The sequence below is a fragment of the Microcoleus sp. bin38.metabat.b11b12b14.051 genome (assembly GCF_013299165.1).
Lineage (GTDB): Bacteria > Cyanobacteriota > Cyanobacteriia > Cyanobacteriales > Microcoleaceae > Microcoleus.
This window is the reverse complement of the sequence record NZ_JAAFKD010000008.1, coordinates 97852-122621: the sequence shown is the minus strand read 5'-3', so window position 1 is coordinate 122621 and position 24770 is coordinate 97852. Positions and strand designations below refer to the sequence as shown.

Genomic DNA, 24770 nt, shown 5'->3' with positions numbered 1-24770 from the left:
AAATATTGCAGAATCAGAAATTAGAGGCGATCGCCTGTAGGGAAACGGCACTGCCGTGTCCGGCCCAGAGTTATGGCAATGACAGATAATTTTTATACGTTTAATAACCGTAGCAACAATTTTTCACGCATGGTATTAACCTAATTTCATTTAAGTTTTTCAGTCGTCTTTAGACGACTTTAGCTTTGAGCCGGGGGTTTAAACCCCCGGCGGACTCCGCACCGCATTTGCTAAACTATAAATAGAATAATTTAAAAATCCCCGCAAATGCCATGACAGCCTCAATCTCAAAAGTTATTCAAACAGATATTACGGCAACTGCATCCCAGTGGAAAACCGCCACTTGGGAAGATTACTTGGCTAATCGCGACGCTAAAAACGATGATAATATCGGATTGTGCTTTAATTGCGATCGGCTCTTGGTAATTGATATGGGAAAAGAAGGAATCAATCACGCCAGCATCAATAACTTGTTTACGATGTTATTTGCTTTCTGGTTTAGTCAAACACCAGGACTGATATTCAGTTCCCTGGGTGGCTGCTTGCTAGAAAAACCTAAAAAGCAAGCTGCATCGCCAGATTTAATGGTCTATGTGGGTAGCGAATACCCAACTTGGCAAACAGGAGAACGGCGTTACATTAACTTAGAACAATGGCGAGTCCCCGATTTAGTTGGCGAAATCTCGGACACAACTTTAACAATAGATTTAGATGAGAAGAAATATCTCTATGCCGATTTGGGAATTCCTGAATATTGGGTAATTGACGTTAAAGGTTTGCGAGTTTTTGCCTTTCAATTGCAGTCAAACGGCAAGTATCAAGAATGCGAGACTTCTCTAGCACTGTCTGGACTACCAATTTCTTTATTGAATCAAACTTTGGAACGCTTGAGTGCAGAAACAAACGGCAGTGCAGCCATGTGGTTTGCTCAACAGATTGCGAGCTTAAAAACAGAGCGCTCGTGATATAATATGATTGCGGATACTAGAATCATAAAAAACTTAATTCTGGAAAAACAATGATTGCTAATAAAAGTCAAAATTACATCTCCCCAGAAGAATATCTGAAATTAGAAGAACTCAGCCCCATCAAGCATGAGTATATTCGGGGCGAAGTCTACGCAATGGCGGGTGCTACTGAATCTCATGTGACAATATGTGTCAATTTAGTTAAAACACTAACAGATCATGTTCGGGGCAATGGCTGTAACCTCTACACTGGAGACATGAAAGCCCGAATTGACACAGCAAGTATCTACTACTATCCTGACGTGATGGTGAGTTGCGATGAACGGGACAAAGCTTTTAAATCTCTTAAAAAATATCCTTGTTTAATTATCGAGGTTTTGTCTGATGGAACTGAAGGATTCGATCGCGGAGATAAGTTTGCTGACTACCAGGAATTAGAAACGCTTCAGGAGTACGTATTGATTAGCCAAAAACGGCAGCGAGTGGAGTGTTTTCGCCGCAATGCTGAGGGGTTGTGGGTTTTGACTTCTTACACGCAGGGAAGCGAAGTTTACTTGGCTAGTATTGACTTTCGCACGAGCATTGATACCATATATCAAGCTGTAGTATTTACTACGAATGATTCGGAAATAGAGAATTGAACGAGTGGCTAGCTTAAAAACAGGGTGAGTACGGTATAATAGAAATGGTAATAATTTACGCTCACAAAAAGTGAATTGCAAATATGCCAAAATACCTGACAATTACAGAAGCGCAACAACAACTACCAAAGTGGCCGGATGACTTAGTGGCAGAACCAGCTATCATCACTAAGGATGGAAAACCGGCAATAATTGCCCTCAGTTTTAAACAATTTGAATCTCTGTTAGAAACGATAGAAATTCTCTCCGATCGCGAATTTATGGCGCAGTTGCGATCGGGTATGCAACAAGCCCAGAATGGAGAAACAATAGACTTACAACAGTTGAAAGCAGAATTAAACCTTCATATCTACGCTTGACTCAATATTTCCAAAAACTCTTGCACAACCAGATCCGGTTGTTCTCTGCATCGGGTAGCTTCGTAATGTTTGACAACACAGATACCAGAATTTATCGCCAAAACATCTACCGCTTCATCTTCTGCTGCATCTTCGGGCCCGTCAACCTGAAGAATCCCTAATTTGCCTTGGTGGAAGACGAGAAATTGAGCTTTTTGGTTTTGTCTCCCGGCGGGTGTTGTCAGTCGCAGTTGGGAATTGGGGATAAAAAGGGCGGAAGTGCGATCGAGGGTTTCGGCAATTTTCACTTGTGCGTCGGAGTGGAAGCAAAAACCATTCCAGTCAATCGTGCTTTCAGAGTCAGATAATTCAATACGGTTCACTTAACGTTTTTTGTCATTGCGAGCTCTTAGCGAAGCAATCGCAGAGACTATGACACTTCTCGGTTAAGTCAGGTGCGCGCCGAGCAATTATCTTCTTAAGTGAACCGTATTGTCATATAATTCAGTTTCAGTGTCAGCGGTTATGGTTTTATCTAAATCAGTTTTATTACTTTTTTGTTACTTTTTATCACTGTTGAAGCTTCTATTAAGTCGCCATATCTCTAGATACACAGGGATGTCAATCAATACTCCGGACAGTTTTTTTAGGCAGCGAGTCAAACCCGCATTCTACCGTTTGTAATTTGACAGACAGAGTGAGGAAGCTGAAACGGCTGTCCTAGGTTTGTGGTGATAAGCAAACCGCATATGCTTGCATAAACTGCATTACAGGCTCGTTAAATGTTGTTTGTGATACCGTCTACACCATAAACTTAGGAAAACCGCTGAAAAACTCTCATTGTATGCTTGGTAATTGAAAACTGTCCGGACTATTGTCAATGGCAATAGCATTAAGTGGTAGTCCCAAGGATTTCATTTATGGAGCAAGTTAATGCTTAGATTGATTCAAACTATGATGATGGGTGGAAATAACACATCACAACAAAATACTGAAATACCCATCAGGAAGGCCACAATAGAAATTACCAAAAATACAGTTAAATTTGGTTCAGATGTCTATCAGTTTCGTAACGTCACGGGCTTTGGTGTATGCCCTGTTCGGACATTTAAAGTGCCATTACTATTGATTGGGTTATTCTTTATAGTTGGACTTTTTCTATTCATTTTTTATAATGATGATCATGGCCAAAAAAGTGCGGGATTCGCTATGATATTTATCGCATTTCTCGCATTTATTTACAATATGTTTTGGCCACTAACATACGGTCTTAAATTATACCTAAATTCAGGTTCTCCCTTGCCAATATTTATTACCAGCGATATGCGAGGGTTAAAAAAAGTAGTTGCAGTCTTATATGATTTCATGGAAAGTAATGAAGAAGGTCGTTATGTAGTCTATTCAAATGATAACTCGATCAAAATAGAAGGAGGTATTGGAGGTTCCTTCACAGGAGGTAACATTGGAGGTGATTCATCCAGTTACGTTGGAGGAAATGTTTCGCGAAATGACTAAAAATAACAGTGTTATTCAAAGACAAATCAAATTAGGAGGGAATAATGGAAGATAAACAAAGTAAAATTCAAATCGGAGGAAGTGTTGGAGGTCCTGTTACAGGAGGTAATATTCAAGGCACTTCATCAAGCCACGTTGGAGGAGATGTTTCATTCGCTATAAACGAATTACCCGCATCCTCTGAACCTGATAAACCCGGAATCAAAGAGTTACTGATCGAACTCGAAGCAGCAATTTCAGCCGATCCAAACTTGAGTGAAGATGACAGGAATGACGCTTTAGAGCAAGTAAAAGATTTAGCAGAAGCAGCCAAAAATCCCAATGATGGGAGAATGAAGGAGAAAGCTAAAAAAGCAGGTAGGATGCTTGGACGTATTATCTCTGGGATACCAACAGCAGCCCAATTAGTAGAAGCGTGTAGTAAGTTACTACCATTGATTACTAAAGTGTTTGGGTTTTAGTAAGTGTTCGCAACTCTTAGAACACGCCTCAGAGTTGCGATCGCCATTTCTCTCCCCTTAACTCAATCCAGGAACATCCTCATACAAAGCAGAGATTGGACACTGAAAATTCATACTAGCCAACTCTAGACATTCCCCCTCACCGTAGGAAGAAAAAACCCAACGTCCTTCCACATCGCGACGGTAGCAATCTACATTCATCCGTTGTTGACCGATTAATACATATTCTTGCATAGTGGATAGCGATCGATAATCCGCAAATTTATCTCCTCTGTCAAACGCCTCAGTTGTTGGAGATAGGACTTCCACAATTAGCGAAGGATAGCAGATAAAATCGGCAACAGAAGTAGTATCTCGTTCATCGCAAGATACAGCTACATCGGGATAATAAAAAGTATTAATTGTCTCAAATCTCACTTTTGTGTCGGCCATAAAAACCAGGCAACCAGTTCCGCGCAGATGATTTCTCAGCAGAGTTGCCAAATTTAGACAAATCAAAACGTGGGGATTACTTGCCCCTGCCATTGCATAGATTTGTCCGTTCCTATATTCATGCTTGATGGGACTTACGAGTTCACCTTCTAAATAGTCTTTTACTGAAACATTAGGATAACTCTTGCTGGCAATCATTAGGTTTTCCTCGATTTTTACGATTTCATCTACTCGCTGAATTCCATCTTACTTAATCATGTTATTTAATGCCGATCACTCCTCAGATTCAAAATCTACGCGATCGTACATTTCGCCCAAAGACACCTCAAACCGCACCGAACTCAACACCAGAACCGCATCAGCACCATCATACTCAGACAAAATCCACTTATTATCATCCGTCTTGCAAAACTGTTCGACGTGCATCTCGTATTGATCGATCAAAACATACTCCCTTAGAGTAGGAATCGTGCGAAAAAGTTTAAATTTGTCACCCCGATCGTAACTTGCTGTTGATTTCGATAAAACCTCAGCCACCATCACCACATTAGTAATCGCATCTTTCCTACCCTCAGCAAACTCCAACTTACCCGCAACCACCATCACATCAGGATAAGTATAAACCCGCTTCGATGGTATCCACAAACGCAAATCGTTTACATTTACTCTGTAGGGTTGTCCTTTCGTAGCAAAATTTATTGCCCCGCCCAAATTCAGGGCAATCTGATTGTGATTTGGTGTTCCGCCTGTCATAGGAATTATCTTGCCATCGTGGTATTCACTTCTAAATTCGGCTACCTCTTCCAGCTTTAAATACTCTTCAGGAGAGTAATAAGGCTGTGGCTGACTCTCAACTACTTCTGCGCGAATTTCTGTTGATGCCGTCATAGTACATCCTCGTGCGATCGTCCTCACAATTATAACCCAATATGCTTGGGTTACAAAGCTAATTGCTCTGCGTACACATTAGTTCATCGAGAAGTGTCATAGTCTTTGCGATTGCTTCGCTCGATCGCTCGCAATGACATTAATGTCATTGCGAGGGTATTAAATTATAGCCGAATTATCCGCAATCAAAACAACTGCTCAAATCTCAATATCTGTCATTTTAATTACCTTCCCTTCAAACTCAAAACCCCTCTCCCAACCATCCAAATACTTATCCATATTAGGCTTGATCCACAGCGCCGCTTCCCCGTGTCCCAACTCCACAGCCCGATCGATTATCCCATACCAATCTGTCAGAGGTTTCCCCGCTGCTTCCACCGCTTCCAAACAATCCCAAACTACTTTTGGTACCGATACTGGCGATACCGCATATCTCAGCAATTCCTCTGCACCTTCAGGCAAAATAATCACATTATTCTCAACCCAAATCATACCCACATCTTCCTCTCTTTCCCCTTGCCAGTTCACCTCGCCTCTCAAAGCATAACCCCAAGGTTCGATGAAATTTTCAATCAGATACTGCAACCATTCCACATAATCATAAAACTTTTCCACACCGCTCCACTGAATCCCCCTGCTGTCAGAAGTGGGAATCCACTTACACCACAATCCGGGCTGAGTTTTCGGCGGGCGGTTGTAATTTATGATGGAATCTTCGGAATATTCATCCCAGCTTTCATTGACAAAATAGCAGGCTTCTTCACCTAAAGGCAAACCCACCGCTGTTCTCGCCGCATCGGGAACATTTTGCAAAATTGCAGGATTTCGCTTCATCCGTCTAGTCCGAGCAAACTCTAATAAGTAAAGAGTTTCCCTCTCCAATAGTTGCTTGTTTAAATGAAAAATTCCGTCGAAAATTGTAGTGTATCCCATCTTTAAATCCTTGCCAATTAAACATCAAAAATTGCTGCGAATAACTAATGTATGAGTGACGCACGGGTGGTCAGAAACCGGGTTTTTTGCGAAATTTATTCGTTGTCACTTAGAGATTAGGTAAAAACCCGGTTTCTTTGGTCTCACGGGTGGTCAGAAACCGGGTTTTTTGCGAAATTTATTCGTTGTCACTCAGAGATTAGGTAAAAACCCGGTTTCTTTGGTCTCACGGGTGGTCAGAAACCGGGTTTTTTGCGAAATTTATTCGTTGTCACTCAGAGATTAGGTAAAAACCCGGTTTCTTTGGTCTCACGGGTGGTCAGAAACCGGGTTTTTTGCGAAAATTGTTCGTTGTCACCCAGAGATTAGGTAAAAACCCGGTTTCTTTGGTCTCACGGGTGGTCAGAAACCGGGTTTTTTGCGAAAATTGTTCGTTGTCACCCAGAGATTAGGTAAAAACCCGGTTTCTTTGGTCTCACGGGTGGTCAGAAACCGGGTTTTTTGCGAAAATTGTTCGTTGTCACCCAGAGATTAGGTGAAAAACCCGGTTTCTTTGGTCTTCATGCGTAAGTCTTGAATTGTTATATCCCTATTTTGCACGCTCCAAAAATCAGGACACAACCATACCAAAAATCAGTACACAACTATACTAAAAATAAGGACACAACATTGTTGTGTCCCTACTTTAGTGGTATCGGATCTCATGATACAACTATGTTGTGTCCCTACTTAGTCTTGTCCAAATTGCGCGACTCCAACCAAATAGGAATTGCAATCCAAGCAACTGTTAATAGCAAAGCAACTACTGCAAATTGAGCAGCCCAAGCTACCAACTTTTCTAAAGACACAACTTGTCCTAGGAAGTATGACAAACTTACCATGACAGATGCCCAGCTTGCGGCACCCAAAATATTGAAGAATGAAAATTGCAAAAAGGGCATTTCTGCGATACCTGCTAGAGGGCTGGCAAATATTCGCAGCAGTGCGATGAAACGGCCCAAAAATACGGCTTTAGCTGCATTTTTGCTGAACTGTTCTTTTAAGTCAAACAGTTGTTCTTCCCGAAAGCGGAAAAATTGTCCCAGCTTCAGGAGTAGGGGCCAGCCGCCGTATCTACCGATCGCATAACCGATATTTCCGCCCACCGTCGCACCGGCGATCGCACTTCCGAGTACATACCAGTAATTCAGTTCCCCACTGCCGGCTAAAAACCCGCCAGCAATCGTAATTGTCTCGCCTGGGAGAGGAACTCCCAGATTTTCTAGCAAAATCCCCAGAAATACAGCCCAGTAGCCGTAATCTCGCGCAAATTGCTGAATAGTATCTAAGGATAAAAACTCAAAAGACATTTCGATACTGCCTTCGTAAACTTTTGCAAAGCTCAATACTTTTATATATTGGCTCGATTCGGCCAATAGTGCAATCTTTCGCTGTGATGAAAAACACACTACACTTGCGATCGCCCGCCCAACAAAAAACTACTCTTCAGAGGATTATAGATAAATCGAGAATTCTTGCGGTTGGCGATCGCCCGCCGCCTGGGAGTCATCCTACTCAATCGATCGCCCGGGCGATCGCCACCGATTCCCACGATCCCGGCATCGCGCCTCCTCAAACCTTAGCTAAAATCCGCTGATTCTGTTGAGAGAATCAGCCAGTGAATTCACTGACTCATACTTGACAATCGTAGGATAACTGCTATGGAATTCCCCAACTTCAAGAAACACATCGTCATCCAACCTCACAACTGTCTCGACTCCCAAGCAGGCACCCTCCTCCAGCAACAGCTAGCCGAGATTTTGCCCGATCGCTACCAACTCTGGGTAATAGACATGGGTGACGTAGATTTTATCGACAGTTCGGGTTTGTGTGCCTTAGTCGGGGGACTCAACGCCGCCCGCCATCGGGGATGTCGCCTGGTTATTTGCAACCTCTCAGTTACAGTCAGGCTGATTTTTGAAATTACTCAACTCGACCAACTTTTTGAAATTTTTGACAGTTTCGAGCAAGTTATCTCAACAGAAACTCTTGCTTTAGTTGCTTGATAAAAATTATACTATCTCGGGTTAATTCCCCATAATTAGGTTCGTAGTAAGGACTTTAGTCCTGATTTATTCATTAAGAAAGGACTAAAGTCCTCACTACAAACATCACTACTTTTGTCCTGATTTATTCATTAAGAAAGGACTAAAGTCCTCACTACAAACATCACTACTTTTGTCCTGATTTATTCATTAAGAAAGGACTAAAGTCCTCACTACAAACATAAAGAAGTAATTTGTATATCGTAAATCGGCTTATTTGTCAAGCAGTACCAGTGACAGACAAATAAATCCGGCTCTTGAACACCGACAGAAGCGATCGCAGGCGCAGCCGGAAAAGGCCACAGGCGATCGAAACAAATCCTGTCGCCAACGAACCCGAACTGCATCAAATAAGTCGCCGGAGGCGCATTCAAAAGACTCAGCAAGCGGTAAGCCAAATCGTACAACTGCTGGCGCCAAACATCCGACAAGTGCAGCGGCTGACGGTAAATCAACTCGCCTGACAACTTGTCCGATTCCGCAGCGATCGCCTCAGCATACAGCGGCCCCCTGGCTGTCAGCACCACCGGCAGCCAAAAATTGCCATCGCCGACGGGCACTTGTAGTTCCTCGGCGACTCGATCGCGCGCCGCCGACACATTGGCGCCAAATCGAAACACATCTTGACTGGGCCCAACCAGATTTGGCGGTAGATCCAGCGTCAAAGCACAAACGATCGCCCCATCGGCGAGTTCGCCTGAGCCTAATTGGGCCACCCCACAGATATCAACTTCTGTTACAGGATCTGATTGAGCGATCGCCTCCAGGAGAATATCGGCCGCGGTTTTGTCGCCGCCCGCCACAATCAAAACCTTAGACATTCCCAAAGCTGGGCATTTGAATCCCGCGATCGTCATCTGGATCGACGCTCGGCAGATCCAGGCCCTTCGCCTTGCGATTGCGTACCGCCAGACGGTAAGTAACGCTTTGCAACTCGGTGTGCAACTGGCGGTTTTCCTTTTGTAGTTGATCCAATTTTTCCTTAATCGGCTCGATCCGTTCGGCGAACTTTTGGCGGTAAACCCCTGGCAATTCCTGAACCACTTGTTCGAGCATTCTAGAGCGATCGGTCAATTCTTGCACCGATTGCCGCAGTTGGTAAACCTCAGTATCCCGATCGGCGATTTGTTCTTGATAAAAACTTACCTGTTCTTCCACAGATTGCAGTTGTTCGCGCATCGCCTGCATTTGAGATTGGTGACGGTCTGAAACTTCCGGTGCCGGCACAAAACTCGAATTTCCCTTTACCAGCCTAAAAAGTTCTTGAGACAACTGCTGCACCAGTTGGTCTCGCATTTGCAGCTCTTCGGTGAGACGAGATACTTCTGATTGCAGTTCTTTTGAGCTTACAAGTTTAGTTTGATTCACGATGACTCTCAGCTTTTGCTATATATTGTGTTTCTTTAAAATATCTTTGCCTTAGCGCAGAGGCAAGAGGCAATTTAAAACTTTTGAACCTGTCAAGCAGGCGGTCGATCGACCATAGGTCAACGATCAAGCCAATTCTACCTCACATCAGGCGTCAAAATCAGTTTCATCTGTGGCGACTTCCTGACCTGAGAAACCCGACCCGATTTTGTTGATTTCTCGTCTGTGGTTGCAAAACTTGTATCAAGCTGGTTTCTAGCTAGCGATCGCCCGGGCCAGGAAACTCTCGGAACTATTGGTCTAGAAACGTGGTTTTTGAGTTTTGTCTGAAGGTGGTGAGAGCGATCGTGTCTAACCCATCGCCGCCGAGAGCACTTTGCCGGCTGCGTCCAAGCTGCTACCAAAACAGATAATTCCGTCCTCGTGGCCGGCCATCGCCAGAATTTTGCGATCTGCTAAATTCTCCTCGTCAAAAAGTCTCAACATTTCCCAAGCCATCTGGGGAGTGCCATAAGGTATTTCTTTTCTAGTAGTAGGAATTTTAAACAGCAGTTGCTGCCATAGTTGAGGATTGTGGATGTGAATTATCCCCCCCACATCCTTTCTGTGAAGGTATAGTACCGCGTGAGTCAGGGACTCCGACGAAGCTGGTACGGGGCCCTGACAGCCGAGGAAATTTTGTTCTAAGTTAAATTCCGTAACGGTACAGTACGATTCCGGGCCCATAGCCCGCAGGTGTGCAGTTTGGGTACCGGAAATCACGAACTGGCAAGAATTGCCAATCCTGAGGCTGACGTTTCCAAACCCAATACCATTTTCGTAGACGCCAATTAGTCCCCACGAGTGGAGTCGATCGCGCCAGTCTATCAAATCCGCTATCTCCGACTCAGATACGGGTTCTGCCTGTTTCCAGTCGCAGCGGTACTTAACGACTCCTTCATCCATTTATTTTTACTGCCTGTCGCCGGCACCACACGCAAGTCTGAGGAGCCGACTTCACCGAAGTTGTGAATCTGCTTTTTTGCCTGCTGCTTTTTGTCGGTAGTGCATGAGTGCGTTTAATAGTCTACATTCCTGTGTCACCGTAATTGGCGATCGACATCAGCAGAAAGTAAACTACGAAAGAAGAGCCAATTATGCCAAATATCATGGTTGTCCCTCAACAGGTGATTACAAAACTTGAATGTGAAAACGCACACTTTCCGGCTGGGAGTTTGTTCCAGGCTCTTGCCCGATCGAGTTTCTTATGTGAAACTATGTAACAGATCCGAACCACTTCTCGTTCTAGACTACAGCATTTATACTGAGGTGACTTACTCCCTAAGAAATATTTAACGAGCAAGTAGCCCTCATCCGGTAACTTACGTAAAAAACAACCGTAGATTTACTTAATTTTTTAAATTATACATACATTTAACCGAGTCGAACAAAAAAATCAAAGATTTTTTAGATTGTTGCCTAAAAACCAAGAGCCGATCGAGCAACAAGCTGCTCGATCGGCTTTTGGTTTTTTGTGGGGCAGCCCTTGCTGTCCTTTAAATGTGGAAGTGATATAAGATACTACCGTCGTCTTTAATTTCGCAATTGGCATTAAAGACTTCAGCTTGTTGGTTCAAAAAACGCTGGGCGACATCCGGCGACAGCCGCGTCTCCATCGCAAACCGCACCAGAGTGATTTCGCCACTGCCTTCTTTGATCAGTCGGTACAAAGCACTTTGAAGCCTTTCGCTCTCTTCTCGCTGAAAAGCTGTTTTGTTCTGCCAATCGGCCACCGAAGGAATCAAACCGCGGCTGACTAAAATCGCCAACAGCAAGCCAACTCCCAAAATTAGAGGCACAGTCGGATCGCTCGTGGGTGTCGCCACAATTTGCGGCGCTGCGGCGGCGGCCAAACTGCTCACCATTTCTTTTTCCGAAGCTTGCGTATCCGCCATCGCTAGCTGAGTTTTGTTGTAAACGTCTTGCTGAAGCTTCATTTGCTGCAACAGGCGAGCGCGCTCTCTTTCGTATTGGTCGAGTTTTTGCTGAGCTTGTTTCAGGTCTTGAGTGACTTGTGCCAAGCGTTGGTTGAGCGTTTGATTGACTGATTGCCACCGATATCTGTTAATCAGGCGGCTTTTTTCCACCATGCCCTTCATCAACATATCCGCCGTTTGCACTGCTTGCTGCTGATCGAGCGATCGATACCCAACAGCAATCTCTAGCGGTTGTTCCGGCTTAGAAATCTTGACGCTAGCATTTTGTCGAACTTGCTGCGGCGACAGCTTAACAGCATCTGCCACTGCTTTGACAACATTATCTGCCAGCAGAACATCCGGAGTCAGTTGCTCTCCCTGCTTGAGAATTGTCGTCCCCGTGCTGGAAAATTTGACTGGCGGATTATTAGAAGTGAGAGTGCCTTGAGCCATAAATCCGGGCGGCGGAGCTAGGCGGTAGGCAAGGGCCCCTGAAATACCCATAATTACAGCAAAACTGCCTAAGGCAATCCATCTGTATCGATTTGCTGAAGATCTAAAACGTAAATTTCCCATTTTGATAGTCAAGTCATAACTTTCACTTTGCTTGCAGCTAGTCCCAAACCAAAGAGCGACGATCTGTTTCTTTTGAGTGAAATTGACTGCTGAAAAATCTCTCAGATTGTAGCGAAAAGCTCTCAGACCGGCTTTTCAGATTTGCCAATATTCACGCTCGGAAAAAAGCATCGTACTTATGTTTTATGGTAACTATAACCTGAGCTTTTATCTTGAGGAATTACTCAAAAAATTAATAGGTGACAAGGATTCAGAAAGTCTGCTGCCACCTGTGGCGCCTCGTGCCAGAGCGAGCTAGGGCACGAGCTTCGCCGTGTTTGTTGACATTCAAAACTTTCTCTTGGGAGCCTCGGTCAATCCTCCAATTATTTTACTTCTTGCTGTGCGTTTTGCGGAAGCTATCGGGCAAGTGCGTCGTTATTCGATCGCAGATAATAACACGTCGCAAGAATTTTTTACTTTGGTTTAGTGGCGACGTTAGTTGTGTCGCGGCACTTCGCCAAAGTCTGGGACGTTGCCAAACTAGATATTTTTTACCGCCGCCATATTTAAATCCGTGACAGTTACAGAAAGCCCATCATCGCGCCTCAAGACTCGATGCGATCGACTCCCCTCACTCATCGCAAACTGCTACTCCGTGCTCGATCTTCTCAAATAAGAGCCTGTCAAACAATGAAAAAAACCTTAAATATTATTCCTAAAAAGTTACTAGCCAAGAATTATACCATGCCTTCAGAGTGTTTGCTACAAATAAAAAAGATGTGGAGCAGGTGGCGAGACCGGCTCCACATTCAATGATGGTTTGAGCAAGGTACGATCGACCTATGACGGTCAATGTTCAGAAGCCGATCGGCAAAATCAGACCCTCGCGGGCCATAACAGCCTTAGGAAAAGCGATTTGCACGTCTTCGGCGATGCGATCGAGAAAATCGTCTGTATGAGCCGGATCGTGGTGAAAAATCACCACCCGTTTCACCCGGGCTTCCTTAGCCATTCTCACAGCTTCCTGCCAAGTCGAGTGTCCCCAGCCCACCTTCGGAGACTTGGGGTTGTGATATTCCTCGTCTGTGTACATCGCATCGTAAATCAGCACGTCAGCATCGAGGGCTAAATTGTAAACATTCTCATCGAGTCGATCTGGAAAATGTTCCGTATCAGAACAGTAAACAACAGAACGTCCCTGCCAAGTCACCCGATATCCCATAGCAGTATTCGGGTGATTGAGAGAACCCGTCCTAATCTCAATATCGTCCAGCATCATCGTCTGGTTGTGATCGATCTCATGAAAATTCAAATCAGCCGGCAAACCCATCAGAGGCACCGGCGAATTCGAGTGCAGAACCCGTTCGACGAAGTGCCGTTTCAGGCAATCTCCATCGGGGGGAATTGCCCCGTAAATATCAAAGCGATTGCCACGGATGAAAGCTGGGGCGAACATCGGGAACCCTTGAATGTGATCCCAGTGATAGTGAGTAAAAAACATATAAGCTTGCACGGGCATTTCTTGCACCAACTGGTCTCCCAGCATCCGCAAGCCTGTTCCGCCGTCAAAAATCAAGCGTTTTCCACCGACTCGCATTTCCAAACAAGAAGTGTTGCCGCCGTAGCGAACAGTTTCCTGTCCCGGTGTCGGAACACTGCCCCGCACGCCCCAGAACTGTACTACAAAATCATCTATACCTGTTATTGCTTCGGAGGGTTGAGGGCAATCCAGGGGATTTGCCACTACAGAGGACAAGCTGATTTCCATTTTAAAATTCAGACTTTAAGGTTCCACATTGTCCGTGATGGCGCAGCAGATGGTCGCACAAAACTAAAGCTACCATTGCTTCCACCATTGGCACAGCTCTTGGCAAAACGCAAGCATCGTGCCGTCCTTTTGCCGCTAGCAGCGTTGCTTCACCCTCTCGGGTAACTGTACGCTGCTCCTGGCGAATTGTCGCAGTTGGCTTGAAAGCCGCCCGCAGAATGATATTTTCACCGTTAGCAATGCCACCCTGAATTCCGCCTGAGCGATTCGTTACTGTACGAATTTCTCCTTGTTCATCAGTATAGTATTCATCATTATGTTCGCTGCCCTTAAGTAGAGTCCCGGCAAAGCCCGAACCAATTTCAAAGCCTTTGCTAGCGGGTAATGACATGATCGCTTTGGCCAAATCGGCTTCGAGTTTGTCGAATACGGGCATTCCCAGACCTTTGGGTACGTTGCGGGCGACGCATTCGACGACACCGCCGATCGAATCTCCGCTGTCGCGCACTTTTTCGATCAGTTCAATCATGCGATCGGCACATTCGGCATCGGGACAGCGGACGATGTTGCTTTCTACTTGTTCTAAGGTAACAGTGTCTGGGTCGGCGACGCATTCTAAGTCTTTGATGCGTTTGACGTAGCCGACTATTTCGACGCCAGCGGATTGGAAGAGAATTTTTTTGGCGATCGCCCCTGCTGCTACTCTACCAATTGTTTCTCTCGCCGACGAGCGACCTCCGCCTTGCCAGTTGCGAATCCCGTACTTAGCATCGTAGGTAGCATCAGCGTGGGAAGGGCGGTAAGTCGTGGCCATTTCGCCATAATCTTGGGGGCGAGTGTCTTGATTGCGGACTAAGATGGCGATCGGAGTTCCTAGAGTTTTGCCTTCAAACACCCCGGAGAGAATTTCGCAGGTATCAGCTTCTTTGCGGGGTGTAGTAATTTTGCTTTGTCCGGGGCGACGGCGATCGAGTTCCGCTTGAATTTCCGAGGCGTCGATCGACACCAGCGGCGGACAACCATCAATTACTACTCCCACACCCCCGCCGTGAGATTCCCCAAATGTCGATATCCGAAATAGATGCCCAAAGCTATTGCCCATAGTGCTTTCGCGTGAAACTTGATAATTTTTACTTTAACTGGAAGATAGATTTCTGAAATTATAGATTTAGCGTATTTTGAAGAATATAGCATTGACTGAGGGTTTCAGGTCGATCGGGCTGCACAGAAGTTCGATCGCATCGGGGAGAGTGAGAGAGTGGGAGAGGGGGAGAGGGGGAGAGTGGGAGAGTGGGAGAGGGGGAGAGGGGGAGAGTGGGAGAGTGGGAGAATTGGCAAAATCTTGCTTCTTCCTTCTTTCCTTATCCTTTTTCCTTCTTCCTTCTTCCCTCTTCCTTCTTCCTTCATCTTTAATCTTTAATCTTCGTGTTCTTCAAAAGGGTCTCTCAATTCCTTAGCTGGAGGGCCAAAAGCCGTGTAGATCGAGAAACCGGTGATTGCCACCAGACACATACCGAGAGAAATGCCGAGAACTGCTGCTGGTTCCATATTGAAGAGCCATTATGAGTGATTCCCTCTATAATATTACAAAAAATAACAATTCGTCTAATATTCGAGCGATTTTAGTCGCGGTACGGTATGGCAGGGTTCTAAGGGGAGAGCGAGAGAGTGGGGGACTCGGGGATCTCAAAAATTGCGATCGCAATTAGGGGTGGAAATATGTCAAACTTTTCTGTAGAGATTCATTGGTAAGTGACTTATGGCACAACGGACTTGGTTGGGAGACAGACTAAAACCCCTTAACTCAGAATACGGCAAGGTAGCCCCCGGTTGGGGAACCACCCTATTGATGAGCGTATTCATCGGACTGTTTTTCGTGTTCTTGTTGATTATTTTGCAAATCTACAACTCTTCTCTGATTCTAGAGAATGTGGATGTCGATTGGTCGAGCCTCGGCCGCTAAATTTTGAGCACCGAAATTTAAGACTAACAGTAAAAGCTGAGGGTAGAGGAGAAATGGTAAAAGCTAAGTTTTCCCATTTTCCCTTGCCCTTTCCCGTTAGTACCTCTTCAGTTGACAGTTGACAGTTGACAGTTGACAGCTACCTCTCCCGGTCAGTCCGAGGATTGGAGTAATGAATAGTCTGATTTTACTTTTTCGCCTTTAAGTGAGAGGCTTTAAACCACTTCTTTCTGGTAATTAAATGCTAACTAATTAAACAAATTGCAGGAGAAACAAAATGAATATTTTTGGCATTGGCTTGCCGGAAATGGCAGTAATTTTCACCATCGCCCTGTTGGTATTCGGCCCGAAAAAATTACCAGAAATTGGTCGGAGTTTCGGGAAAGCACTTCGGGGTTTTCAAGATGCTTCGCGGGATTTTGAGTCAGAGTTTACGCGGGAAGCAAAGCAGTTAGAAGAAGCAGTGGCGAAAAAGCCGGAACCAGAAAAACTCGCGGCTGCTAAGGAAGATAGCACAGACAGTTAGATGAACAACACTCAGAAGTCGGCAACTCCAGCGGAGTTAGTGATTCCCCAGCTAATTGTGGGTTTGGGGAATCCTGAACCAAAGTACGATCGCACGCGACACAATATCGGCTTTAATGCAGTAGATGCTTTGGCAAAAGCTTGGCAGATTTCGCTGTCGGAAAATCGCAAGTTTCAAGGCATCTTCGGCGAGGGAAATCGGCCGCGCGGACAGAAAATTAGGTTGCTGAAACCGCTGACGTACATGAATTTGTCAGGCCAATCGATTCGGGCGGCGGCGGACTGGTACAAAATACCTGCGGAGTCCGTGTTAGTAGTATACGACGATATGGATTTGCCGATCGGGAAAATGAGAATGCGGCTAGCCGGTTCAGCAGGCGGGCACAACGGCATGAAATCGACAATCTCTCATTTGGGCACAGACAAATTTCCCCGATTGCGGATTGGGATTGGCAAACCTCAAAGCGATCCTGCTAAAAATGAGAAGGATACGATTTCCTTCGTGTTAGGAAAATTTTCGTCAGAGGAAAGTCAGTTAGTAGAGAAGATGTTGAAACTGGTTGTAGAGGCGATCGAGCTAAGTCTACAGCAAGGAGTAGAAAAAGGGATGAGTCTATATAACAATCGTACCATTGTAGAAACAAACGCGGAAACAAAAGGGTGAGTTCGAGAGGTTTGCCGGAAACAACTGCATATGTCCGAGTTACAGGCCAATCCTGGCTAAAAGGCACACTTGAAGGTGAAGTGACTGCCGGCAGTTTTGAGTGGCAGTTTCAATGGCGTTTCAGGGAAGAAAAAACACTAATACTTGAGCCTTCTCAGGGTAGAGCATTGATTCAGGAACCGCTGCACCGTTTTCTAGAAAAATGGGATTATCAGCTTGAGCCTGGGGGCGATTATTCGTTTACAGTTCGAGCTCAGTTTTAAGTGTGTTTTTGCGATAGTTAATTGCCTAAAAGTGTCATTGCGAGGCACGAAGCAATCGCAGAGACTCAGATAATTTCCTTCCTCAATAAACACCGAAAAGTTAGTATTCGTATAATTGCCTAAAAGTGTCATTGCGAGGCACGAAGCAATCGCAGAGACTCAGATAATTTCCTTCCTCAATAAACGAAAAGTTAGTATTCGGATAATTGCCTAAAACTGTCATTGCGAGGCACGAAGCAATCGCAGAGACTCAGATAATTCCCTATTATCGTACAAGATACATTAAAAACAAGATAATTGAGACAGAGTAAAGGTTCAAGCGTACCTTACTTAATTGAGAAGTAGCATAGTCTTTGCGATTGCTTCGCTAAGAGCTCGCAATGACAAATAGCGTTAACCCAACAGTATTGAAAAATAACCAAGACAATATAAAAAAAGGGATAATCATGAGTAAAGAAATCGACATTCAAGTTAGTAGTGGTAATATATTTGCGGATTTGGGTATGCCTAATGCGGATGAAATGCTCATGAAGGCTGAACTGGTGCGCCAGATAAATCAGATAATTACTCAAAGAAAACTGAATCAACTTCAAGCCGCAGAAGTATTAGGAATTGACCAGCCCAAAGTTTCAGCTTTGATGAGAGGAAAGCTAACAGGTTTTTCGACAGAAAGGTTGTTTCGGTTTTTAAATGCTTTAGGGTGCGATGTGCAAATTGTGGTGAAGCCAAAGCTCAAATCACCTGCGATTCCAGGAATCAGTGTTGTTACTATCTGATTCCTGAAAAGCAGGCGCAGTTGCTTCTCGGTAAGCGCCGCAATAATACATGGTCAAAACTGCTTTGTAAGCCCAGTGATTTGATGGCACATCTGTAAAAGGATTTGGCAGAGTTTCCGCGCGATTGAGCACGCAAGCATTGAGGATTTGTTCGCGGGTTGGCTGGACTTGAACTAAAGAGTTATTTTGCTTTGGTTGTGTAGGATTTTGCGATCGTGCGGGAGATGAACAAAAAGCACTAACTAGCAGTATAATTGTGGAAACGATTCTGAGTTTAAGCATCTTATTAGTTTTTGTGCGACAATATATCCTAACTTTCACTCCATTTCATGAAAACTATGCCGAGTCGTATTCTCCGCAATCGTTATCAAATTATCGAATACTTGTCCGGAGGTAGTTTTGGTGACACTTACCTCGCCAAAGATTTAGACTTACCCGGACATCCCCACTGCGTTGTCAAACATCTTCAACCGAAACACCCTGACCCTGACAACCCTAACCCTAACCTTTTACCACTTGCCAAACGCTTCTTCAACACAGAAGCCGAAACTTTGCATAAATTGGGTAAGCTACACAAGCAAATTCCCAGCCTTTCTGCTCATTTTGAGGAAAAGGGGCAATTTTATTTGGTGCAAGATTTTATTGACGGACATGACCTGAAGACAGAACTGATTCTAGGTAAAAAATTAAGCGAATCCTATACTATTACATTATTGCACGATATTTTAGAAGTTTTAGCAATTGTTCACCAGCAAAATGTGATTCATCGCGACCTGAAACCTGCTAATTTAATGCGTCGTCGTCAAGATGATAAAATTATCTTGATTGATTTTGGGGCGGTCAAGGAAATTACCGCAATGGTTGTGAATGCTCAAGGGCAAACGGAGTTAACTATTGCAATTGGTACTCGTGGTTATATGCCGAGCGAACAAGCAAGCGGCAAACCTAGACTTTCTAGTGATATTCATGCAGTGGGGATGATTGGGATTCAAGCCTTGACTGGTCAACTTCCTCATACCTTACCAGAAGATACGCAGACAGGAGAGGTAATTTGGCGAAATCAGGCTCAAGTTAGCAATAATTTAGCGAATGTTTTGGATAAAATGGTGCGAGACCATTTCAGTCAGCGTTATCAAAATGCAGATGAAGCATTGCAAGCAATTTTATCTTTGTCGCGGCCTTCCCCGCCACCACCGTCACCACCACCACCACCACGAGGTTCGACAGTGCGCGTAATTTCGACTAACACGACAAGGCGAACTGTATTACAATTATTGGGTTTTGGTGGACTGGGACTTGTCGGTGTAGTTGTGAGTCAAAGTTTGCTTAAAAACTCCTCTCAAACTCCAACGGATCAGCCATCGCCACCGATATTACCGAAGGATACACCATCTCCTTTGCCACCTCCAGAAACTCCACAACCAGAACCACCAACACCAAAAAGTCCAGCGCCAAAAGTATCGTCAAATCCGCTAAAAACAGTTCAATTTGAAACGGTGACAGTGAATTCAAAGGGGGAAATCACCAAGCGCAGCCAAAGTCAAGCACAGGTTTTTACAGAAACTATCGCCAATGGCATTACTTTAGAGATGATGGCAATTCCTGGGGGCCGTTTCGTCATGGGTTCCCCCAATACGGAAGCACAACGAAGTAACGATGAAGGGCCGCAGCGTACTGTTAATGTCGCTCCATTTTTCATGGGAAAATATGAGGTGACTCAGACTCAATGGCGTGCTGTGGCAGGTTTACCGACAGTCAAGATTGACCTCAAGGCTAATCCTTCTAATTTTAAAGGTGATGATTTGCCTGTTGAGCAAGTAAGTTGGAATGATGCTATAGAATTCTGTGCAAGATTATCTCAACTTACTGGCCGCAATTATAGATTGCCTAGTGAGGCCGAATGGGAATATGCTTGTCGGGCAGGAACGACTACACCTTTTTATTTTGGGGAGACAATTACAACTGATTTAGTTAATTATGAGGGGAGTAGTCCCTATGGTTCGGCACCGAAGGGAACCTATCGTGAAAAAACAACTGCTGTGGGTAGTTTTCCGCCTAATAGCTTTGGACTTTATTATATGCACGGGAATGTCTTTGAATGGTGTCAAGATATTTGGCACGATAATTATAACGGTGCGCCGACTGATGGTAGTGCTTGGGAAAGTGGTGGAGATAGCAAAAACCGGGTGCTGCGTGGTGGTTCGTGGCTCATCGATGCGGTCAATTGCCGCGCTGCGTATCGTGGCAACCATTCGCCGGACAATCGCGGCAGCTACTCCTTCGGTTTTCGGGTTGTTTGTGCGGCTGCGTGGACTTCTTAGCACTTTGCTCTTTTGCTCTTTTGCTCTTTACCCTTCTTTCTTTTTTCCCTTCCCATTGTCGCCTCTGGCGACTCGATTTATTTTCGCACTCTGGATGCACTCCCGACCAAGAAACCGGGTTTTTTACTTAATCTGTGGAGTACAGCGAAGGATATCGTCAAAAAACCCGGTTTCTGGCCACCTGTGCGTAAGTTCTGTTTGGGAAAATCGCTGTCACTGTGTCAATGCTTTCTGTAGAGACAAGTCTGCTGAAATAGTCTGGTTTATTTACGGAGGAGTTGGTGCTGATTTAGGATGGGTTCCCGCGTAGTAAACAAGCACTTTGCGTTTGTGTTCATCCGGTACATAAAATACTCTATCTGAACTTGTTACTTCATATTCCCACGCACCTTGATAAAGTTTGCCTTTTAACGGAAAAACTCTCCTCGGTTTTCTCACCATCGGGCTAGTACATAAATCTTGATAGCAGCGACGAGCATTCTCAGGAGCACGTAACGATAAAGCTTCCCAATCTCGGTTAACCCGTCGGTTTTTCGCTACTACTAACCAGGGCGATTCAGGCAATTGCGCGATAATTTGGGCTGCATTTTCTTTAGTAGATAGGGATGTTCTGGGTGCTGTAAGTGCTTCTTCAGGCGGGATTACCAACTCTGAAAGCATGGGTACAGATGCGGAAAGTTGTTGAGAGGAAACCCCGTTTTCTGAATCATCTGGAGTAGGTGGAGTATGCGTCATACCTGAGTGGATTCAGTAGTGCTTTCTATTTGAGGTGGTGTCAGCAAAACTTCGTCAATTTCATCGCTGAAAGCTGCTGCGAGTTCCGGGCTAGCAATTGCTTTAGCGCTTTCATGCCATTCATGAATTACAATCTCAATCTGATTCCACGCGCCCGATTCCGACTCAGCAAGTCGGTAAGCTTTTTCTAATTCAGCAATCAATTCGCTGAGTTCATCTGAGTCAAATACTGTCAGCCAATAATAGGGATTTGCTGAACTAATCGCTTCTCCCAATCGCAGCCGGTAAGCAGCCGCCGTCACTTCAAATACAGTCAAAGAAAGCGTCGCAGCTTTTACCCACAGCGTCATCTCCTCCCGGCGCAGTAAAGCAAAATGCTGGTCGTTGCGAGTGATAGTTACAGGGTGCTCCATCGCCAAATCCAGAACTCGATTCGGTTGCTGGTTCAATTCCGTTGCGGTAATTAATTCATCGCCGTAAATAAGGCGTGAAGATTCACTTAGCATAGTTTTTGCGTCTCTATGAATTCAGTATAACATAATTATCAATTAACTAAGTTAGCTAAGTTGTAGGGTGCGTTGCCTGCGATAAATTCGGGCGGGCACGCACCATCCACCGCCCCTACCAGCGACGCACCTAACGAATATATTACAAACGTTTGGACTGTTCCGACATCTGCCGCATTCCCACGGCCAACACGCTCAAAAACAAAAGCCCGATCGCACCAGCCAACGGATTGCCGTTAATTCCAGTTACCCAATCCGGGACAGAGCCAGAATATCGTACTAACTCCCCGACGTTAATTATATAGTATCCCCAGACTAAACCTGCATGAAGCCCGATCGACAAACCCAATCGATTTTGACGGCTGCGCTTTGCCAAAACCAGAATCAAACCCAACAACAACAAGCCCGGAAACTGAGGCCAAGTCCGCAGCATTCCCTCCACAGATTTGATAAAATGAGATAGGGCAAATACCAGACTGTTCGCCCGCACAGACATTGGATAACTGTAATCCCGCTGCAACTCGTCGAGCAACCAACCCCGGAATACCAACTCCTCCGCAAAACCGACTGCAAAGGCGCTTAATAGCCCTTCTGCAATGATTCGAGGCAAATTATGAGAATTTTGCCATGCGACAAAGCCGAGCATTCCTTGCGCTAAAAATAGGGTGAAAGTGATCGAAATGCCGATCGCCAATCCAGTCAAAAGTTCAAAACCGTTTTGTCGCGTATTAACTAAACCGTAACTTTTCAGCAATTGAGTTTGTCCGTAAACCTGTTTTCCCCAGCGCGGCACTAGCAACAGAAATTCGGTAAACAACAATCCCATTGTTAGAATAGTTGCGAGGTTGCTATCTTTAACTAACAGATAAATTGGTGCGGCGATGGGCAGCCAGATTGCTGCTAATATTAATAGGAAAATAATTACACGTAATAAAAATGGATAAGTGGCTATTTTTTTGCGGTTAATCATTGTTGTAAATTAAATTGATTTTACATGACATTTGTAGGGACAGAACGGCGGTTGAAACCGCATCTACAAAAACGATGTCCGCCTTCGCGGACTAAAGAAAATAACGTAATTTCAACGACCTGGTTTTCTTCAACCTGCGGAGGCAGGTTTTGTTTGTGTAGACGCGGTTTCAACCGCCGAATCTTTTAAAGAAAACAACGTAATTTCAACGATCTGGTTTTCTTCAACCTGCGGAGGCAGGTTTTGTTTGTGTAGACGCGGTTTCAACCGCCGGGTTTCAAGAAAATAACGTAATTTCAACCACCGGGTTTTCTTCAACCCGCGGAGGCGGGTTTTGTTTGTGTAGCGGTTTCAACCGCCGGGTATTCTGGTTTTCTTCAACCCGCGGAGGCGGGTTTTGTCTGTGTAGACGCGGTTTCAACCGCCGGGTATTCTCAACAAAAAAACGTAATTTCAACCACCGGGTTTTCTTCAACCCGCGGAGGCGGGTTTTGTTTGTGTAGACGCGGTTTCAACCGCCGGGTTTCAACCGCCGGGTTTAAACCGCCGAGTCTTCTACGCAGATTATTATAAACACGCCATTGCCACGTCCCCAATGTACAAAGCCCACAGAAAAAGCTAGAATAGCATCATATCGGTTAAAACTTTAAGTAAAGCAAAGCCATAATATCAGATGACTGAAGTATCGGATTTCTCAAATGTCGATCGCGAATTAGACGACACAATATTAAGTTTCGCAGACATTCAAGCAGAACTCAACCTGCGCCGCGCTAAAGATGCTCTGCGAGATATAGTAGAACATCTCGATTTGACACCACAAGAGCGAACTGGACTAGAGCCGGAAATTGGCGGCTTGGAAACAATGCTCGACAAGCTAGAGCGCGCTTGCGTGCAAATCGCTGTGTTTGGGATGGTGGGAAGGGGGAAATCTTCGGTTTTAAACGCGCTTTTGGGTCAAAATGTGTTTGAAACCGGCCCGACTCACGGGGTGACTCGCACCACAACTATTGGCCAGTGGGATGTTGGAGATGGTGTTGATGACGATTTACCAAATCCTCGATTTTCGCCTGTTATTTACCGTTTGTCGCAAGTAGAATTAATCGATACTCCGGGAATAGATGAAGTTGACGGCGAAACTCGCGAACTTTTAGCCCGCCGCGTCGCGCAACAAGCTGATTTGATTTTGTTTGTCGTGGCTGGCGATATTACGAAGGTGGAATATCAAGCACTTTCGCAGTTGCGGGAAGCCGGAAAACCGATGTTATTAGTGTTTAATAAAATTGACCAGTATCCCGATGCAGACAGACTGGCAATTTATCATAAAATTAGGGACGATCGCGTGAGAGAATTGTTATCTCCCGATGAGATTGTGATGTCGGCTGCTTCACCTTTGACAGCGCAGGCGGTGCGCCGTCCAGACGGAAGTATGGGAGTAAAAATGACTCGCAGTTTACCACAGGTTGATGATTTAAAATTAAAAATCTTGGAGATTTTAGACCGGGAAGGTAAATCTTTGGTGGCGCTGAATACGATGCTCTGTGCTGGTGATATTAACGAGCAGTTGGTGCAGCGGAAAATGGAGATTCGAGATGCTGCTGCTAATCGGATTATCTGGAATGGGGTAATGACTAAAGCTGTGGCGATCGCCCTGAATCCTATTACTGTAGTTGATATTCTCAGCGGTGCTGTAATTGATGTGGTGATGATATTAACACTCTCTAAAGTTTACGGCATTCCGATGACCGAAGCGGGGGCGGTGGAATTGCTGCAAAAGATTGCGATTAGTATGGGCGGAATTACTGCGGGCGAATTGTTGGCTAATTTTGGCTTAAGTTCTTTGAAAGGATTGTTGGGTTTGGCGACGCCGGCGACGGGGGGTTTGGCTTTGGGGCCTTATATTTCTGTGGCGGTGACTCAAGCTGCTATTGCTGGGGTTTCTTGTTACGGAATTGGTCAAGTTACTAAGGCTTATTTGGCTAATGGTGCTTCTTGGGGTGATGATGGGCCGAAGGCTGTTGTGAGCAAGATTTTGGCTTCTTTGGATGAAGATTCTATTTTAAATCGGATTAAGGATGAGTTGCGGGCTAAGTTGGATTTGGGGAGTGTGGAAAAACACCGATCGCATTAATTTTTTGTTT

At 44.9% G+C, this 24770-nt stretch carries 31 protein-coding genes; 14 read left to right on the top strand and 17 right to left on the bottom strand.

All coding sequences use genetic code 11. The annotated features are described in order from the left end of the window. The first annotated feature begins 272 nt into the window (after positions 1–272). The 3 genes from QZW47_RS11335 to QZW47_RS11325 all read left to right on the top strand — a co-directional run bounded on the left by QZW47_RS11335 (position 273) and on the right by QZW47_RS11325 (position 1968). Positions 273–965, top strand: coding sequence for a Uma2 family endonuclease (locus QZW47_RS11335; protein ID WP_293127163.1), 693 nt, complete (start codon positions 273–275; stop codon positions 963–965). A 53-nt stretch (positions 966–1018) separates the two neighbouring features. Beyond that, positions 1019–1609 (top strand): Uma2 family endonuclease, encoded by a 591-nt coding sequence (locus QZW47_RS11330; protein ID WP_293127161.1) that lies wholly within the window; start codon positions 1019–1021, stop codon positions 1607–1609. A gap of 83 nt (positions 1610–1692) precedes the next feature. Further along, entirely contained in the window at positions 1693–1968 is a 276-nt protein-coding gene (locus tag QZW47_RS11325) for a type II toxin-antitoxin system Phd/YefM family antitoxin (RefSeq protein ID WP_293127159.1), read from the top strand. Here the strand turns inward: QZW47_RS11325 and QZW47_RS11320 are convergent. Further along, positions 1959–2330 carry a hypothetical protein gene (locus tag QZW47_RS11320; protein WP_293127157.1) on the bottom strand — a complete coding sequence of 124 codons (372 nt, stop codon included), beginning with the start codon at positions 2328–2330 and terminating at the stop codon, positions 1959–1961. The two genes, QZW47_RS11325 and QZW47_RS11320, sit on opposite strands and share 10 nt — an antisense overlap. Before the next feature lie 550 nt (positions 2331–2880). On the opposite strand from QZW47_RS11320, the gene QZW47_RS11315 reads away from it, so the two are divergent. Next, positions 2881–3462 (top strand): hypothetical protein, encoded by a 582-nt coding sequence (locus tag QZW47_RS11315; protein ID WP_293127155.1) that lies wholly within the window; start codon positions 2881–2883, stop codon positions 3460–3462. Between the two features lie 44 nt (positions 3463–3506). Beyond that, on the top strand, positions 3507–3923 hold the full coding sequence (locus tag QZW47_RS11310) for a hypothetical protein (RefSeq protein ID WP_293127153.1): 417 nt from the start codon (positions 3507–3509) through the stop codon (positions 3921–3923). Positions 3924–3980: 57 nt separating this feature from the next. Here QZW47_RS11310 and QZW47_RS11305 read toward each other — a convergent pair whose 3' ends face one another. The 4 genes from QZW47_RS11305 to QZW47_RS11290 all read right to left on the bottom strand — a co-directional run bounded on the left by QZW47_RS11305 (position 3981) and on the right by QZW47_RS11290 (position 7525). After that, the gene (locus QZW47_RS11305; protein ID WP_293127151.1) at positions 3981–4553 is read right to left on the bottom strand and encodes a Uma2 family endonuclease; all 573 of its coding nucleotides are present in this window, start codon (positions 4551–4553) and stop codon (positions 3981–3983) included. A gap of 75 nt (positions 4554–4628) precedes the next feature. Next, on the bottom strand, positions 4629–5243 hold the full coding sequence (locus tag QZW47_RS11300) for a Uma2 family endonuclease (RefSeq protein ID WP_293127149.1): 615 nt from the start codon (positions 5241–5243) through the stop codon (positions 4629–4631). A gap of 198 nt (positions 5244–5441) precedes the next feature. After that, positions 5442–6176 (bottom strand): hypothetical protein, encoded by a 735-nt coding sequence (locus QZW47_RS11295; RefSeq protein WP_293127148.1) that lies wholly within the window; start codon positions 6174–6176, stop codon positions 5442–5444. A gap of 725 nt (positions 6177–6901) precedes the next feature. Further along, on the bottom strand, positions 6902–7525 hold the full coding sequence (locus QZW47_RS11290) for a DedA family protein (RefSeq protein WP_293127318.1): 624 nt from the start codon (positions 7523–7525) through the stop codon (positions 6902–6904). An 86-nt stretch (positions 7526–7611) separates the two neighbouring features. Here QZW47_RS11290 and QZW47_RS11285 point away from each other — a divergent pair, with 86 nt between their 5' ends. Both QZW47_RS11285 and QZW47_RS11280 read left to right on the top strand, forming a co-directional pair. After that, a complete protein-coding gene (locus QZW47_RS11285; protein ID WP_293127146.1) occupies positions 7612–7812 on the top strand; it encodes a hypothetical protein in 201 nt (66 codons plus the stop codon). A 64-nt stretch (positions 7813–7876) separates the two neighbouring features. Further along, positions 7877–8221: an STAS domain-containing protein gene (locus tag QZW47_RS11280; RefSeq protein ID WP_293127144.1), complete on the top strand. Its 345-nt coding sequence runs from the start codon at positions 7877–7879 to the stop codon at positions 8219–8221. A gap of 212 nt (positions 8222–8433) precedes the next feature. On the opposite strand, the gene QZW47_RS11275 is transcribed toward QZW47_RS11280, so the two are convergent. The 8 genes from QZW47_RS11275 to psbN form a co-directional block, all read right to left on the bottom strand. Beyond that, positions 8434–9081 carry a hypothetical protein gene (locus tag QZW47_RS11275; protein ID WP_293127142.1) on the bottom strand — a complete coding sequence of 216 codons (648 nt, stop codon included), beginning with the start codon at positions 9079–9081 and terminating at the stop codon, positions 8434–8436. Then, a complete protein-coding gene (locus QZW47_RS11270; protein WP_293127140.1) occupies positions 9074–9628 on the bottom strand; it encodes an Npun_F5560 family protein in 555 nt (184 codons plus the stop codon). The genes QZW47_RS11275 and QZW47_RS11270 overlap by 8 nt, the downstream gene beginning before the upstream one ends. 351 nt (positions 9629–9979) lie before the next feature. Continuing rightward, positions 9980–10573, bottom strand: coding sequence for a class II aldolase/adducin family protein (locus QZW47_RS11265; protein ID WP_293127138.1), 594 nt, complete (start codon positions 10571–10573; stop codon positions 9980–9982). A 590-nt stretch (positions 10574–11163) separates the two neighbouring features. Next, on the bottom strand, positions 11164–12087 hold the full coding sequence (locus tag QZW47_RS11260; RefSeq protein WP_293127136.1) for a hypothetical protein: 924 nt from the start codon (positions 12085–12087) through the stop codon (positions 11164–11166). Between the two features lie 910 nt (positions 12088–12997). After that, complete coding sequence (locus QZW47_RS11255; protein WP_293127134.1) at positions 12998–13909, bottom strand: MBL fold metallo-hydrolase; 912 nt, start codon at positions 13907–13909, stop codon at positions 12998–13000. Between the two features lies 1 nt (position 13910). Next, positions 13911–15011: a chorismate synthase gene (aroC, locus tag QZW47_RS11250; protein WP_293127132.1), complete on the bottom strand. Its 1101-nt coding sequence runs from the start codon at positions 15009–15011 to the stop codon at positions 13911–13913. A 104-nt stretch (positions 15012–15115) separates the two neighbouring features. Next, positions 15116–15316, bottom strand: coding sequence for a hypothetical protein (locus QZW47_RS11245; RefSeq protein WP_293127130.1), 201 nt, complete (start codon positions 15314–15316; stop codon positions 15116–15118). A 9-nt stretch (positions 15317–15325) separates the two neighbouring features. Continuing rightward, the gene (psbN, locus tag QZW47_RS11240; protein ID WP_193971847.1) at positions 15326–15457 is read right to left on the bottom strand and encodes a photosystem II reaction center protein PsbN; all 132 of its coding nucleotides are present in this window, start codon (positions 15455–15457) and stop codon (positions 15326–15328) included. A 211-nt stretch (positions 15458–15668) separates the two neighbouring features. On the opposite strand from psbN, the gene psbH reads away from it, so the two are divergent. The 5 genes from psbH (at position 15669) to QZW47_RS11215 (ending at position 18100) form a co-directional block, all read left to right on the top strand. Next, the gene (psbH, locus tag QZW47_RS11235; RefSeq protein ID WP_293127124.1) at positions 15669–15872 is read left to right on the top strand and encodes a photosystem II reaction center protein PsbH; all 204 of its coding nucleotides are present in this window, start codon (positions 15669–15671) and stop codon (positions 15870–15872) included. Positions 15873–16149: 277 nt separating this feature from the next. After that, positions 16150–16398 (top strand): TatA/E family twin arginine-targeting protein translocase, encoded by a 249-nt coding sequence (locus QZW47_RS11230; RefSeq protein ID WP_293127116.1) that lies wholly within the window; start codon positions 16150–16152, stop codon positions 16396–16398. Next, positions 16399–17061, top strand: a complete 663-nt coding sequence (pth, locus tag QZW47_RS11225) for an aminoacyl-tRNA hydrolase (RefSeq protein ID WP_293127114.1) — start codon at positions 16399–16401, stop codon at positions 17059–17061. After that, a complete protein-coding gene (locus QZW47_RS11220; RefSeq protein ID WP_293127112.1) occupies positions 17058–17324 on the top strand; it encodes a DUF3146 family protein in 267 nt (88 codons plus the stop codon). Before pth ends, QZW47_RS11220 begins: the two co-directional genes overlap by 4 nt. A gap of 380 nt (positions 17325–17704) precedes the next feature. Then, the gene (locus tag QZW47_RS11215) at positions 17705–18100 is read left to right on the top strand and encodes a helix-turn-helix domain-containing protein (RefSeq protein ID WP_293127110.1); all 396 of its coding nucleotides are present in this window, start codon (positions 17705–17707) and stop codon (positions 18098–18100) included. Here QZW47_RS11215 and QZW47_RS11210 read toward each other — a convergent pair. After that, positions 18062–18382, bottom strand: coding sequence for an S-layer protein (locus tag QZW47_RS11210; RefSeq protein WP_293127108.1), 321 nt, complete (start codon positions 18380–18382; stop codon positions 18062–18064). The genes QZW47_RS11215 and QZW47_RS11210 overlap by 39 nt on opposite strands. 56 nt (positions 18383–18438) lie before the next feature. On the opposite strand from QZW47_RS11210, the gene QZW47_RS11205 reads away from it, so the two are divergent. After that, a complete protein-coding gene (locus QZW47_RS11205; protein WP_293127106.1) occupies positions 18439–20421 on the top strand; it encodes a bifunctional serine/threonine-protein kinase/formylglycine-generating enzyme family protein in 1983 nt (660 codons plus the stop codon). 267 nt (positions 20422–20688) lie between these two features. On the opposite strand, the gene QZW47_RS11200 is transcribed toward QZW47_RS11205, so the two are convergent. From QZW47_RS11200 to QZW47_RS11190, 3 genes are all read right to left on the bottom strand, one after another. Beyond that, positions 20689–21156, bottom strand: coding sequence for a hypothetical protein (locus QZW47_RS11200; RefSeq protein ID WP_293127104.1), 468 nt, complete (start codon positions 21154–21156; stop codon positions 20689–20691). After that, complete coding sequence (locus QZW47_RS11195; protein ID WP_293127102.1) at positions 21153–21662, bottom strand: hypothetical protein; 510 nt, start codon at positions 21660–21662, stop codon at positions 21153–21155. The genes QZW47_RS11200 and QZW47_RS11195 overlap by 4 nt, the downstream gene beginning before the upstream one ends. Positions 21663–21804: 142 nt before the next feature. Beyond that, on the bottom strand, positions 21805–22632 hold the full coding sequence (locus QZW47_RS11190; RefSeq protein ID WP_293127100.1) for a CPBP family intramembrane glutamic endopeptidase: 828 nt from the start codon (positions 22630–22632) through the stop codon (positions 21805–21807). Between the two features lie 673 nt (positions 22633–23305). Here QZW47_RS11190 and QZW47_RS11185 point away from each other — a divergent pair. After that, on the top strand, positions 23306–24760 hold the full coding sequence (locus QZW47_RS11185) for a GTP-binding protein (RefSeq protein WP_293127098.1): 1455 nt from the start codon (positions 23306–23308) through the stop codon (positions 24758–24760). Positions 24761–24770 lie beyond the last annotated feature (10 nt).

Excerpts from the sequence above, each read along its gene's own strand:
- QZW47_RS11335 (WP_293127163.1), top strand. The coding sequence starts at position 273 with ATGACAGCCTCAATCTCAAAAGTTATTCAAACAGATATTACGGCAACT.
- QZW47_RS11330 (WP_293127161.1), top strand. The coding sequence starts at position 1,019 with ATGATTGCTAATAAAAGTCAAAATTACATCTCCCCAGAAGAATATCTG.
- QZW47_RS11325 (WP_293127159.1), top strand. The coding sequence starts at position 1,693 with ATGCCAAAATACCTGACAATTACAGAAGCGCAACAACAACTACCAAAG.
- QZW47_RS11315 (WP_293127155.1), top strand. The coding sequence starts at position 2,881 with ATGCTTAGATTGATTCAAACTATGATGATGGGTGGAAATAACACATCA.
- QZW47_RS11310 (WP_293127153.1), top strand. The coding sequence starts at position 3,507 with ATGGAAGATAAACAAAGTAAAATTCAAATCGGAGGAAGTGTTGGAGGT.
- QZW47_RS11305 (WP_293127151.1), bottom strand. The coding sequence starts at position 4,553 with ATGATTGCCAGCAAGAGTTATCCTAATGTTTCAGTAAAAGACTATTTA.
- QZW47_RS11300 (WP_293127149.1), bottom strand. The coding sequence starts at position 5,243 with ATGACGGCATCAACAGAAATTCGCGCAGAAGTAGTTGAGAGTCAGCCA.
- QZW47_RS11295 (WP_293127148.1), bottom strand. The coding sequence starts at position 6,176 with ATGGGATACACTACAATTTTCGACGGAATTTTTCATTTAAACAAGCAA.
- QZW47_RS11290 (WP_293127318.1), bottom strand. The coding sequence starts at position 7,525 with ATGTCTTTTGAGTTTTTATCCTTAGATACTATTCAGCAATTTGCGCGA.
- QZW47_RS11285 (WP_293127146.1), top strand. The coding sequence starts at position 7,612 with ATGAAAAACACACTACACTTGCGATCGCCCGCCCAACAAAAAACTACT.
- QZW47_RS11280 (WP_293127144.1), top strand. The coding sequence starts at position 7,877 with ATGGAATTCCCCAACTTCAAGAAACACATCGTCATCCAACCTCACAAC.
- QZW47_RS11275 (WP_293127142.1), bottom strand. The coding sequence starts at position 9,081 with ATGTCTAAGGTTTTGATTGTGGCGGGCGGCGACAAAACCGCGGCCGAT.
- QZW47_RS11265 (WP_293127138.1), bottom strand. The coding sequence starts at position 10,573 with ATGGATGAAGGAGTCGTTAAGTACCGCTGCGACTGGAAACAGGCAGAA.
- QZW47_RS11260 (WP_293127136.1), bottom strand. The coding sequence starts at position 12,087 with ATGGGTATTTCAGGGGCCCTTGCCTACCGCCTAGCTCCGCCGCCCGGA.
- QZW47_RS11255 (WP_293127134.1), bottom strand. The coding sequence starts at position 13,909 with ATGGAAATCAGCTTGTCCTCTGTAGTGGCAAATCCCCTGGATTGCCCT.
- aroC (WP_293127132.1), bottom strand. The coding sequence starts at position 15,011 with ATGGGCAATAGCTTTGGGCATCTATTTCGGATATCGACATTTGGGGAA.
- QZW47_RS11245 (WP_293127130.1), bottom strand. The coding sequence starts at position 15,316 with ATGAAGGAAGAAGGAAGAGGGAAGAAGGAAGAAGGAAAAAGGATAAGG.
- psbN (WP_193971847.1), bottom strand. The coding sequence starts at position 15,457 with ATGGAACCAGCAGCAGTTCTCGGCATTTCTCTCGGTATGTGTCTGGTG.
- psbH (WP_293127124.1), top strand. The coding sequence starts at position 15,669 with ATGGCACAACGGACTTGGTTGGGAGACAGACTAAAACCCCTTAACTCA.
- QZW47_RS11230 (WP_293127116.1), top strand. The coding sequence starts at position 16,150 with ATGAATATTTTTGGCATTGGCTTGCCGGAAATGGCAGTAATTTTCACC.
- pth (WP_293127114.1), top strand. The coding sequence starts at position 16,399 with ATGAACAACACTCAGAAGTCGGCAACTCCAGCGGAGTTAGTGATTCCC.
- QZW47_RS11215 (WP_293127110.1), top strand. The coding sequence starts at position 17,705 with ATGACAAATAGCGTTAACCCAACAGTATTGAAAAATAACCAAGACAAT.
- QZW47_RS11210 (WP_293127108.1), bottom strand. The coding sequence starts at position 18,382 with ATGCTTAAACTCAGAATCGTTTCCACAATTATACTGCTAGTTAGTGCT.
- QZW47_RS11205 (WP_293127106.1), top strand. The coding sequence starts at position 18,439 with ATGCCGAGTCGTATTCTCCGCAATCGTTATCAAATTATCGAATACTTG.
- QZW47_RS11200 (WP_293127104.1), bottom strand. The coding sequence starts at position 21,156 with ATGACGCATACTCCACCTACTCCAGATGATTCAGAAAACGGGGTTTCC.
- QZW47_RS11195 (WP_293127102.1), bottom strand. The coding sequence starts at position 21,662 with ATGCTAAGTGAATCTTCACGCCTTATTTACGGCGATGAATTAATTACC.
- QZW47_RS11190 (WP_293127100.1), bottom strand. The coding sequence starts at position 22,632 with ATGATTAACCGCAAAAAAATAGCCACTTATCCATTTTTATTACGTGTA.
- QZW47_RS11185 (WP_293127098.1), top strand. The coding sequence starts at position 23,306 with ATGACTGAAGTATCGGATTTCTCAAATGTCGATCGCGAATTAGACGAC.